At 60.4% G+C, this 11,615-nt stretch carries 12 protein-coding genes and 1 pseudogene; 7 read left to right on the top strand and 6 right to left on the bottom strand.

Annotation, left to right across the window (positions count from 1 at the left end; genetic code table 11):
• Positions 1-514, bottom strand: a pseudogene (locus WBP53_RS08150) (hypothetical protein); the annotation flags it as partial.
• A 247-nt stretch (positions 515-761) separates the two neighbouring features.
• Here WBP53_RS08150 and WBP53_RS08155 point away from each other — a divergent pair.
• Positions 762-1,100: an antibiotic biosynthesis monooxygenase gene (locus tag WBP53_RS08155; RefSeq protein ID WP_423927748.1), complete on the top strand. Its 339-nt coding sequence runs from the start codon at positions 762-764 to the stop codon at positions 1,098-1,100.
• A gap of 25 nt (positions 1,101-1,125) precedes the next feature.
• On the opposite strand, the gene WBP53_RS08160 is transcribed toward WBP53_RS08155, so the two are convergent.
• Positions 1,126-2,238: an S-(hydroxymethyl)glutathione dehydrogenase/class III alcohol dehydrogenase gene (locus WBP53_RS08160; protein ID WP_423927750.1), complete on the bottom strand. Its 1,113-nt coding sequence runs from the start codon at positions 2,236-2,238 to the stop codon at positions 1,126-1,128.
• Between the two features lie 204 nt (positions 2,239-2,442).
• Between WBP53_RS08160 and msrA the strand changes: the two genes are divergently transcribed.
• From msrA to WBP53_RS08185, 5 genes are all read left to right on the top strand, one after another.
• The gene (gene msrA, locus WBP53_RS08165) at positions 2,443-3,084 is read left to right on the top strand and encodes a peptide-methionine (S)-S-oxide reductase MsrA (protein WP_423927752.1); all 642 of its coding nucleotides are present in this window, start codon (positions 2,443-2,445) and stop codon (positions 3,082-3,084) included.
• The gene (gene msrB / locus WBP53_RS08170; RefSeq protein ID WP_423927754.1) at positions 3,081-3,509 is read left to right on the top strand and encodes a peptide-methionine (R)-S-oxide reductase MsrB; all 429 of its coding nucleotides are present in this window, start codon (positions 3,081-3,083) and stop codon (positions 3,507-3,509) included. Before msrA ends, msrB begins: the two co-directional genes overlap by 4 nt.
• An 87-nt stretch (positions 3,510-3,596) precedes the next feature.
• Positions 3,597-4,811, top strand: a complete 1,215-nt coding sequence (locus tag WBP53_RS08175; RefSeq protein ID WP_423927756.1) for a mechanosensitive ion channel family protein — start codon at positions 3,597-3,599, stop codon at positions 4,809-4,811.
• Between the two features lie 180 nt (positions 4,812-4,991).
• Complete coding sequence (locus tag WBP53_RS08180; RefSeq protein ID WP_423927758.1) at positions 4,992-6,842, top strand: cation:proton antiporter; 1,851 nt, start codon at positions 4,992-4,994, stop codon at positions 6,840-6,842.
• A gap of 34 nt (positions 6,843-6,876) precedes the next feature.
• Positions 6,877-9,039: a TonB-dependent receptor family protein gene (locus WBP53_RS08185; RefSeq protein WP_423927760.1), complete on the top strand. Its 2,163-nt coding sequence runs from the start codon at positions 6,877-6,879 to the stop codon at positions 9,037-9,039.
• A 60-nt stretch (positions 9,040-9,099) separates the two neighbouring features.
• Here WBP53_RS08185 and WBP53_RS08190 read toward each other — a convergent pair whose 3' ends face one another.
• Entirely contained in the window at positions 9,100-9,528 is a 429-nt protein-coding gene (locus WBP53_RS08190) for a cysteine rich repeat-containing protein (RefSeq protein WP_423927762.1), read from the bottom strand.
• 209 nt (positions 9,529-9,737) lie between these two features.
• On the opposite strand from WBP53_RS08190, the gene WBP53_RS08195 reads away from it, so the two are divergent.
• Positions 9,738-10,004, top strand: a complete 267-nt coding sequence (locus WBP53_RS08195; RefSeq protein ID WP_423927764.1) for a hypothetical protein — start codon at positions 9,738-9,740, stop codon at positions 10,002-10,004.
• Positions 10,005-10,103: 99 nt separating this feature from the next.
• On the opposite strand, the gene WBP53_RS08200 is transcribed toward WBP53_RS08195, so the two are convergent.
• From WBP53_RS08200 to WBP53_RS08210, 3 genes are all read right to left on the bottom strand, one after another.
• On the bottom strand, positions 10,104-10,526 hold the full coding sequence (locus WBP53_RS08200; protein WP_423927770.1) for a type II toxin-antitoxin system HicB family antitoxin: 423 nt from the start codon (positions 10,524-10,526) through the stop codon (positions 10,104-10,106).
• 55 nt (positions 10,527-10,581) lie between these two features.
• Positions 10,582-10,797 carry a type II toxin-antitoxin system HicA family toxin gene (locus WBP53_RS08205; RefSeq protein WP_423927766.1) on the bottom strand — a complete coding sequence of 72 codons (216 nt, stop codon included), beginning with the start codon at positions 10,795-10,797 and terminating at the stop codon, positions 10,582-10,584.
• A gap of 255 nt (positions 10,798-11,052) precedes the next feature.
• Positions 11,053-11,615 (bottom strand): FAD-dependent oxidoreductase (locus tag WBP53_RS08210; protein WP_423927768.1); only part of this gene is annotated, 563 nt, incomplete at its 5' end.

Below are 11,615 nucleotides of genomic sequence, written 5' to 3' on the forward strand. Positions count from 1 at the left end.
TGAACAGGACGGGCATGCCAAACTCGCGTGGTGCATGCGCGAACAGGGCTGCAGCCGCTACGCGCTCACTGGCTGCGCTGCGTGCAATCAAAATGATCGCGACGATGCCGGCCGCGATCAGGATCCAGCCATCGAAAGCGGAATAGACCTGATCGAAACCAAGCCCCCAGACAAGGGCGATCGCGCCGAGCAGGATCGGATTGATCCAGTTGAGCACCTTCAGACGTGCGAGCAGTGGCGCGGCAAGGGCAGCCAGGCCCAGCAGCAGCCCGAGCTGGGCAATCGCGCCGCCAACGATGCCGCCGAGAGCCAGTTCAGGTTGGGACAGGATCGCGGCCGTCACCGATAGCGCCACGATGGGTAGCAAGGCAGCGCCAGCGGCCGCGGCCAGCGCGGCCGGGTAGGCCTGGATGTGCCGCCGAACCAGCGAGCCCGAAATGCCATTGGCCAGGGAATCCGTGCCCAGCAGCAAACAGACGATACCCAGCAGGATGTTTCCTGATTCTGCCCACATCTCGCGCTCTCCCAGGATTGCAGTCGGTCGACGCCCGCAGTTTAGCCCGGCCTATTGATGAATACGCGCAAAGGGCACGCTGGACCTCTCGTTGGCTCGACTTTTCATGCATTAAACGGGAATCGGGCTCGAACCCGGCTGAGCGCGTGTTTCATGCCCCGATAGCCCTGGCTGACAGCCCGCCGGGCTTTCGCGAGGCAACCACCGATATGCGATCATCCCCGCCCCTGCAAGTCGGAGATCGACCATGATCGCTCGCATCTGGCGTGGCATCACCCCGGCGGAAAAGGCTGACGCCTACCTCGACTACCTGCGTGAAACCGGCTTGCGTGCCTATGCCAGCGTCGCCGGCTGTCGTGGCGTCAAGGTGCTCAAGCGCATCCAGGGTGAACACAGCGAAATCATGCTGGTCTCGCTGTGGGATTCCATGGATGCCGTCCGCGAGTTCGCCGGAGAGAATCCCGACCACTCGGTCTATTACCCGGAAGACGACCAGTACCTGCTGGAGATGGAGCCACTGGTGCGCCACTACGAGGTCGTGGAAGGCCTGCTCTCGAAGGACGTGCCGGGTTTCGAAATCCCCTGACCGCCTTGGCGGCCTGAAGCGGGAATCAGTAACGAATCACCGAACGAATCACCTTGCCGTCGTGCATGAGGTCGAAAGCCCGGTTGATATCCTCAAGCGGCATCACCTCGGTCACGAACTCGTCGATCTTCAGCTCACCGGCAAGATACTGGTCCACGTAGCCCGGTAGCTGGCTACGTCCCTTGACCCCACCGAATGCCGAGCCGCGCCAGACCCGCCCGGTAACCAGCTGGAACGGGCGCGTCGAGATTTCCTGTCCTGCGCCCGCCACGCCAATGATGATCGATTCTCCCCAGCCCTTGTGGCAGCACTCCAGTGCCGCGCGCATGACGTTGACGTTGCCGATGCACTCGAACGAGTAATCGACGCCACCATCGGTCAGGTCGACGATGACTTGCTGGATCGGTGTGTCTGGATAGTCCTTGGGATTGACGAAATCGGTGGCGCCGAGTGCCTTGGCCATTTCAGCCTTGGCCGGATTGGTATCGATCGCAATGATGCGCCCGGCCTTGGCCATGACCGCACCCTGGAGTACCGACATGCCGATGCCGCCAAGACCAAAGACCGCCACGCTGGCACCGGCTTCCACCTTCGCCGTATTGAGTACGGCACCGATGCCCGTGGTGATGCCGCAACCGAGCAGGCAGACCTTGTCCAGCGGCGCCGCCTTGTTGATTTTGGCCAGGGCAATTTCGGGAAGTACGGTGTACTCGGAAAAAGTGCTGCAGCCCATGTAGTGCAGGATTGGCTTGCCATTCATCGAAAACCGGCTCGTGCCATCCGGCATCAGGCCCTTGCCCTGGGTCGTGCGAATTGCCTGGCACAGGTTGGTCTTGCCGGATAGGCAGAATTTGCAGGCGCCACATTCGGGCGTATACAACGGAATCACGTGGTCGCCAGGCTTCAGAGAAGTCACACCGGTGCCAACTTCCTCGACGACACCGCCCCCCTCATGGCCCAGGATGACCGGGAACATGCCTTCGGGATCGGCCCCCGACAAGGTGAACGCATCGGTATGGCAGACGCCGGTGGCGACGATCCGGACCAGGACTTCCCCTGATTTCGGCCCCTCCAGGTCAACCTGTTCGATCGACAGCGGCTTGCCCGCGTCCCATGCAACGGCAGCTCGGGATTTCATGATGCATGCTCCAGGATAAGTGGTCGTGAGTCGCGGCAAGGCCGGCGCTGACGCACTACTGTAGCGAGCATTGGAATGAGGGGACAACCCACCCGGTCTTGTACTGCGGCCCCTGCGCCCGTCAACACGGGGGAGCCATGCCGCAACGCTTGAAAAACGATCGCAGCGGGCGCATTAGGGTGGGTCTTCCTCCAAGGAATGCCCATGAACCTCGTCTGTGAGATACCCGGCGCCAACCTTGCCATTGCGCGCGGTGACTTCCCCAATCCCGAACGCGATATCGATCCGGCCTCTGCAAGCGGCGATCAGCAGGCTGTTCTTGCTGGCGGCTGTTTCTGGTGCGTCGAAGCCGTATTCAAGGAGATCGATGGCGTCGTATCGGTGACTTCCGGCTACAGCGGCGATGGTTCGCACAACGCGGACTACAAGGCTGTCTGCACGGGCACCACCAATCATGCCGAAGTGGTTTCGATCCGGTTTGATCCGACGCGCACGAGTTTCGGCCAGCTGCTCAAGATCTATTTCGCGGTCGCTCATGATCCGACCCAGAAGGACCGACAGGGCGAGGATCGCGGGCGCCAGTACCGATCGGCGATATTCCATCTCGACCAGGCACAGAAGGAGGTTGCCGAGGCCTATATCCGCCAGCTCGACGCCGCTGGCGTATTCAATTCTCCGATCGTCACCGAAGTCGTGCCACTTGAGACATTCCATGAAGCAGAGGCGTATCACCACAATTACGCCGAACTGCATCCCGAGCAGGGTTATATCGCAGCGGTCGCGGCACCCAAGGTCGCCAAACTGCGCAAGCAATTCGCCGACAAGCTGAAAGGGTCAGGCACATGAGCGTCTCGGCGACCGGATTCGACATCACACCCATCGACGCGGCGGAGCGCGAACGCCTGGCCGGAAAGCTCAGCGCCGAAGAGCGCCGCATCCTGCTCGACCACGGCACCGAACATCCGTTCTGCGGCGGGCTGCTGGACAACAAGCAAGATGGTCACTATGACTGCAAGCTTTGCGCGCTGCCGCTGTTCAACTCCGACAGCAAGTTTGAATCGGGCTCTGGCTGGCCGAGTTTTTTCGCCCCCTTCGATCCGCAACATGTGCGCGAGATCCGTGACGTCAGTCATGGCATGGTTCGGGTCGAGATCCGCTGTGCGCGTTGCGACAGTCATCTCGGCCATGTTTTCCCTGACGGCCCGAAGCCGACAGGACTGCGCTTCTGCCTGAATTCCGCCTCCATGGACTTTGTCGCCAAAGACGGCTGAAACCTGAATCTGCGCCATGGTGCGGCCGGCTCAAAGGAGTAGGCTAGTGGCATGAATGGCTTGCTCGGGGTGCCCTGTCCCAGACCCATGCGCATCAGCGCTGGTCTGCTTGGATTCTTTCTTGCTTTTGCTGCAATGGTGGCAATGCCGACCTGTGCAATCGCGCAATTGCTCGATCCGACACCCGCAAGCACGGCTCCGACGGAACCGGCGCCAGAAGCAGACATCGCAGCAAGTGCACCGGAGGGTGCGGCGCAGGAATTGCTCGCGGGCGCAAACCACCTTCTGGGCGTTTCGCTGTTCAAGTTGGGTGACGTGGCCATCACCCCGGGCGGCATCCTGCAGTTTCTTGCGATTCTCCTGGGTGCCTGGTTTACCTCGAAGTGGCTGCGCAGGGCACTCGAGCGCTACGGCCACAGCCGCCCGGAAGTCAGCCGGCCGGCACTCTATGCCGCTGGACGGGTGCTGCACTACCTGCTGATCGCCATCGGCATCAGTCTCGCCCTGTCAGCCATCGGGCTGGACCTGACCAAGATCGCATTTTTCGCCAGCGCCCTCGGGGTGGGCATCGGCTTCGGCCTGCAGGGAATCGTCAACAATTTCTTCTCGGGCCTGATCCTGTTGTTCGAACGCAGCCTCAAGATCGGTGATTTCGTCGAACTTGAGTCGGGTGTTACCGGTGAAATCACCGATATCAGTATTCGAGCCACGCGCGTAACCACCAACGACAACATCGACATCCTCGTGCCCAATTCCGAGTTCGTGAACGGCCGCGTGACCAACTGGACTCTGCGTGACACCGCGCGTCGCATCAAGGTCCGGTTTGGTGTTGCCTACGGCACCGACAAGGAACTCGTGAAGAAGGCCGCGCTGCATGCCGCAGCGTCCGTGCCGTTCACGTTCGCCAGTGAAGGTCCACGACGCTCGCAGGTCTGGCTGGTCAATTTTGGCGACAGCAGCCTCGACTTCGAGCTGGTTGTCTGGCTTACCGCAGACGCGGTCAACCGACCCGGCGCGGTCCATGCGGCCTACACCTGGGCCCTGGACGACGCCCTTGCCAAGTTTGGAATCGAGATCCCGTTCCCGCAACGCGACCTGCACGTTCGCAGCCTGTTCAACACCCGGGACGAAGACGCCAGGGAGCTGTGGCGCAGCCAGAAGCAGAAGCGGCGAAAATCCTCTTCCGGCGAAGACCTCAGTGATGATGAACGAAAGGAGTTGTCCGGAAACGACGCACTTGACGATGCGTTGACCGAATCGCGCAGGCGCGAACGCAAGAGCGAGAACGGCGAGCCGGAATAGTCCGCCAAGACGTTTTTTTGCCCATGCCGCCGGCCAGCCCGCATGGACCCGCGCGCCTGCGTTGTCTTCTGGCGGATTCGGGGTGCGGGCGAGCTTTTCGCAGCAGTCCACGCCATCCACCGATGCAAAGCGCAACTCGGTATCATCATCGCTTGCCCTGCGGCACGAAATCACACAGCGATGATCGAGAACATTCCCATTCCACTAACCCTGACCGGCATCGTCGTGCTCGGCGTGCTGGCCCAATGGATTGCCTGGCGCCTGCGCCTTCCGGCCATTGTCCTGTTGCTGGCCGTGGGCATCCTGGTCGGCCCCGTCTTTCATCTTCTTGATCCGGATGCCGTGTTCGGCGACCTGCTGTTCCCGTTCGCCTCGCTATCCGTCGCGATCATTCTTTTCGAAGGCGCCCTGACTCTGCGCTTCCGCGAAATCCATGGACTGAAAGGTCCAATCCTGAATCTGGTCAGTCTGGGCGCGGCGATCAATATCTTCGTGCTGACCGCGAGTGCCCTGTACTTCCTGCGTGCGCCGATCGGCATAGCCCTGCTGATCGGAACCATCGCAAGCGTCACCGGACCGACCGTAGTCGTACCGATGCTGCGTGCAATCCGCCCCACCCCGGTGATCGACAAGGTGCTGCGCTGGGAAGGCATCATCATCGATCCGATCGGGGCAATCCTCGCTGTCATCGCACTTGAATTCGCGCTCAAGGTAAACAACACCGAAATTGGCTGGGTGCTAGGCAAGCTGGTCGTATCCGGCAGCGTCATCGGTGTAGTCGCCGCACTGCTGCTTGGCGGCTTGCTCAAGCGTCACCTGGTGCCGTGGTACCTGCGCAACGTGGTCACCCTGGCCGTGCTGTTTTGCGCCTTCACGGCCAGCAACATGATTGCGCACGAAGCAGGACTCCTCGCAGTTACCGTGATGGGCGTGATCCTGGCGAACACGCGCGATCTGGACATGGAGGATGTGCTCAACTTCAAGGAGAGCCTCACCGTATTGCTGGTCTCGCTGCTATTCATCATCCTCGCCGCGCGGCTGGACCTGAGCAGCTTCCAGACCCTGGGCTGGGGCTTTCCCCTGTTTCTTTTTGCGGTGTTCTTCGTGGCCCGGCCAATGGCCGTGTTTGCGAGTGCCACGGGTTCCAAGCTGTCAATGCGCGAGCGCGGCCTGATCGCCTGGATCGGACCTCGCGGCATTGTCGCGGCCGCAATTGCCTCTTTGTTTGCCTTGCGACTCGAGGCGGAACAGATACCCGGTGGCGACCTTCTGGTACCAGCCATCTTCAGCATCATCATCGCCAGTGTCCTGATCCAGAGCTTCACCGCACGACGCCTCGCCCTGTCGTGGGGACTTGCCGAACAACAGCCGCTCGGTGTGATCATCCTCGGCTCGGGCACGGTTCCAGTCGCGATCGGCGAGTCGCTGAAAAAGGCCGGATTTGACGTGACCCTTGCCGACAGCAACTGGGATGCGCTCAAGCGGGCGCGCATGGGCGGCCTGAAGACCTATTTCGGCAGCATCGTTTCTGATCATGCAGATCACCATCTGGACTTGAGTGGCGTAGCCCGCCTGCTGGCCATGAGCAACCGACCCGCACAGAACACGCTGGCCTGCCTGCACTACCGCTCCGAACTCGGTACCGATGGCGTGTTCGCCTTGCGCACCAGCGAAGATCGCGACAAGGCCCAGATGACCCTCAGCGGCAGCCTCAAGATGCCGTGGCTGTTCGACGACCGAATCGACGACGTCACCCTTGAGAAGGCACTCGAAAGCGGCGCCGTCATCAAGACCAGCAAACTCAGGGACAACTACACCCTGGCCCACCTGATCGAGCGCAGCGAGGGCCTGGCCATTCCGCTGTTCGCCATTGATCCCAGGAAGCGCCTGTTGCCCTTCACGTCCAGCGACGAGCCGGCCGCGCGCAGTGGCTGGGAGATCATGGCGATGCACCTGAAGGCCGATGGCCCAAGCAAGCTCGACGCTGCCCCGGAAGAATCGGATCCCGTGGAACCGGCTGCGCCAGCCTGATCTGCACGCCGGTTGCCGCAGTTCAGAATTCGCCATGATTCGATCAGATCCAATCCGAACGGACACCGAATGCCGACATGGCATTCGCGCGCAACGGATTCGGCCGGCTATCGTGTTTGTGCTGGTCGCGGGCCTGTTATTGCCGACCGTAATCCTGGCGCAAGGAGTGTTGCCGGCGATCAGCGTGAATGCTGATGCACCTGGCGACACAGCCTTCGACACGCCAGCGGCACTGACAGTGGTAGAGCTCGATAGCGCGAACCAGGATTCGCCGGGCGTGGCACTTTCGGAATTTCTCGCCCTCGTGCCGGGCGTGAGCGTGCGCAATCGCGGCAACCTGGCCCAGGACGAACAGGTCTCGATCCGGGGATTCGGTGCGCGATCCACGTTTGGCGTACGCGGTGTCCGACTGTATGCCGACGGTATTCCGGCCACCATGCCTGATGGATCCGGTCAAATCTCTCATCTGGACTTCGCCGCCGCGGACCGCATCACCGTGCTGCGCGGCCCGTTCTCGGCGCTATACGGCAACTCATCCGGCGGCGTGATCGCCGTGCACAGCGCGAGTGGCGAAGGTCGGTTGCAAATTCGCAGCCGTGCCATGGCTGGCAGCTTCGGCACCGCAACGATCGGTGCCAACCTGCTTGGCGGCATGGGTCCGGTTGGCACCAACATCGATCTCGGAAGATTGCAGACGGATGGATATCGAGCACACAGCGCTGCGCAACGCGACATCTTCAACGCCAAGCTCACCTCAAACCCCGGAGTGCACGACACTCTGACCATCATCGCCAACGCAGTCTCGATTCCCTACGCGCAGGATCCGCTCGGCCTGGACCGCGAGCAGTTTGAACGGAACCCCGAACAGGCGAGCGCCGCTGCACTTCAGTTCAATACGCGAAAGAAGGTCGGACAGGAACAGCTGGGCTTGCACTGGGAACGCGCGATTGGCACAAGCCAGACCCTGCGCGTGATGGTGTACGGCGGCCATCGCGAAGTCGAACAGTTCCTGGCGATTCCGGTCTTTGTGCAGGCCGACCCGCTTCGCGCCGGTGGCGTGATTGATCTCGATGGTGACTATGCCGGGACTGACCTACGCTGGTCCTGGCAGGGCGGCACGACATCACTGACCATCGGCACCAGCCTTGATGGCCAGGATCAGCGGCGGCGCGGCTACGAAAACTTCTCGGGTGACCAGCTGGGCGTTCGTGGCGCCCTGCGTCGCAACGAAACAAATCAGGTCCGGAACTTCGATCAGTTTGCGCAGGCCACCTGGTCACCGACACCGTTCTGGTCTTTCGAGGCCGGCCTGCGCCACAGCGAAATCAGCTTTCGCGCAGTCGACGACTACATCAATGAACTCAACCCCGATGACAGTGGCAAGCGTGACTATTCCGCCACCACGCCGGTGCTGGGCGTGATGATGAAGCCGTCGACAGAGCTGCGCTTCTATGCGAGCTGGGGAGAGGGTTTCGAAACGCCGACATTCGCCGAGCTGGGCTATCGCGATGACGGCGGATCGGGACTCAATCTCGGACTGGAACCGGCGCGATCCCGCAATTTTGAACTCGGCATGAAACAGCGCTGGAACGACGTGATCAACGGCGGGATTGTCGCATTCCGCTCCGATAGTGAAGACGAAATCGCGGTGGCAACCAATGCCAGTGGGCGCTCTACCTATCGCAACGTAGGGCAATCACGACGCCGCGGCATCGAAGCCTTCATCCAGGCTGAGCTGGGCAATCGGTGGTCGCTCGACCTTGCCTTCACGGCCATTGATGCACGTTTTCGATCCGGGTTCCTCGTCTGCAGCGGCGTGCCGTGTCTGGAGCCGTCGGTACCGGTCGCGGCCGGTGCACGTATTCCTGGCATTCCCGAATCAATGCTGCGTCTCGCAGTGGTCCATGGCGGTGACATCGGGTGGCGCTTCGAAGCCAGCATGCAAAGCATCGGCAGCACGGTCGTCAACGACATCGGCAGTGAGTCTGCACCGGGCTATTCATTGCTGGATGTCGGCGCTGGCTATGGCTGGCGTATGCGTTCGGGAAACCTGCGTGCTTTTCTGGATGTCGGCAATGTGTTCGACACCCGCTACGTGGGCTCGGTCATCGTCAACGATGGCAATGGGCGCTACTACGAGCCGGGGCCAGGCCGAAACGTGATGCTGGGCCTGCGCTGGAACTGGCAGGTCCGCTAGAAGGGACTCGCAAGCCGAACCCACCCGCATGATGCGGGCGGGTCTGACTGGCGGAAGCGATCAGTCGACGTGAAGCTCGGTGTCCTTCATCGCCTGGCTGCAGGCCGGAGCGAGTGTTGCCTTGTTCGCTTGCAGGCACTTGGCCAGCTTGCCGTCACCGATCTCCATGCCGGCGCAGTGCTTCTGCAGATCCGCCTTGCACTCGACACCCACGTAGGCCATCGCTGCGGCGAAACGCTCAAGCTGCGCATTGGCATCGAACAGCGAGTAGGTGCAGCGCGCTGACAGCTTGTCCTCGTGCGCGCCCAGGCAGGCCAGCACGCGCCCTTCGCCCGGCGTTACATCCTTGCAGAAAGAATCAATGTCGGTCTGGCAACCCTGGCGGGTGGTTTCGACGAGATCTTCAGCAGCAAAAGCCTGACTGGCGAAGAGTCCCGAGGCGCCGAGCACGACGGCGAATGACAAGGATTTGAAAAGCGAATGGCTCATGGAAGTTCTCCCTGGAAGGTGATGACAATGCTGCAGGCCTGCGTGGCCGCTGCCGAAGAATACACGTGCGTTCAATGTATTTCCCGGAGTCGAGTGATCGACAGGCCCTGCGGAGGCCTGATTTTCCGCGAAAACTGGGGGTTCAGCATTGCTCATGGATACTGATCCGGTTCGTGGCAAGCCACCACGCTACCGAGGAGGAATCGCACATGTCGGACGAATCGACCAAGACATCGGCAGACCACCTTTCGGACACGCTCGCCCAGCTCAAGGAAATGCGCCACTACTCCAAGACCAACGTCGAACACCTGACGGCGTCATGGATCCTGTTCGAAGGCGAACTCAAGGCGCTCAAGCAGACCGAAAAGATCGAAGCGCTGATGAACAAGCAAGGCGAATTCCACGATGCGCTCGAGAAGACGATCGAGGATCTGGAAAAGATGCTGGAAGAAATGACCGCGGAACCTGAAGCTTAGATCAGGAGACCCTAATTGCAGCGATTGCGGCGGCTGTGCGTGACATGAATCGGCGGAATCGCCTGCAATGGTTCCTCCTTTTCACTGCCAATCTCCAATCTAGGCGTTCACCACTTCAATTCGAATCTTCTTGCCTAACGCAGAGAGCGCCCCTTCAATCCTAGGGAGTTTTGTCGGGTGGTGCGGATCGAGCATTCTCCGAACTTCTGTCTCTGCGATCTCCAAGCTACGCGCCAAGGCCGACCGAGTGAACCCGGACTCTTGAAACGCCTCGTAAAGAGCGACCTTCGCTGCCAACTGCGCCGAAGGTTCGATAGCGAATTTGCCAATACGGGACGGCAGCGGAATTGGTTCTTGCGAATTCACGCGACTTGCCAGCACTTCATCAAGGCAATCGCGCGCCTCCGCGAGGCACTCTTCTTCCGTGTCTCCTTGTGTAATGCCTTCCGGAAAATCCGGAAACGTCACAGTGAAGCCACCGTCCGCGTCCCGCGTCAACGTGACGGGAAAACGGTAATTCATATTCAAGTGCTCCTGATCAAACCCCGATCAACGAAATATCGTGCTTGATCACGTGCTAAATCTCAAAATCGTCGCCGACTCCAAGCTGACGAAGAATGGCGTGAAGCGTCCCTCGTTTTGCTTCCTTGTTTGGGGCCGGAATAGTCGTCTTGCGATCACCTAGATGGACCATTTGGTGTCCACCCTTTCCTCGGTTCTTAACCGCTTCAAACTTCAACCCGTTCACTCGAGCGTAGGCACGGAGTTTTCGCAAAAACTGCAGGTAATTCATCGGGATGTTTAGTCCTAATTTGAGTATCCAAGTGTAGCCATCTATTTCGCTTCATTTGAGACACTCCTAAATTGACCACAGGGCTTTTGCCAAAAATCTATTCCGTAAAGTTCGGCTTAGACATACAAAGTGTCTTCGCTCGTGTTCTCTCCGGGCCTAATCGCACAAATATGTTCGCACATTAATGGTCGTTCATCAAGTGCAAATGACAGCGGGCACTTCCCGACCGCTATGCGCACAACTGCGAGCTGAGTCCTACTTCCTCTTCGGGATATACAAATCCGTGATCGTGCCTTCGTAAACCTCGGCGGCCATGCCAACCGATTCGCTCAGGGTCGGATGCGGATGGATGGTCAGTCCGATATCGGCGGCTTCGCAGCCCATCTCGATGGCGAGTCCGACTTCGGCAATCAGGTCACCCGCGTTCGGTGCAACGATGCCGGCGCCGATGACGCGATGGCTGGCTTCGTCAAAGAGCAGCTTGGTAAAGCCTTCGGTGCGACCGATACCGATCGCGCGGCCCGATGCCGCGTGCGGAAACTTGCCCACGCCATAGGCGATGCCTTGCTTCTTCGCCTCGGTTTCGGTGAGTCCAACCCAGGCGATTTCAGGATCGGTATAGGCGACCGAGGGAATCACGCGTGCGACGAATTCGCTCTTCTCTCCGGCGGCGACTTCGGCCGCCACCTTGCCCTCGTGCGTGGCCTTGTGCGCGAGCATTGGCTGACCGACCAGATCGCCGATGGCGAAGATATGCGGCACATTGGTGCGCATCTGCTTGTCGACCGGTATGAAGCCGCGATCGGTGACGTTGACGC

Origin of the sequence: Dokdonella sp. (assembly GCF_049593775.1) — a bacterium.
Taxonomy (GTDB): domain Bacteria; phylum Pseudomonadota; class Gammaproteobacteria; order Xanthomonadales; family Rhodanobacteraceae; genus Dokdonella.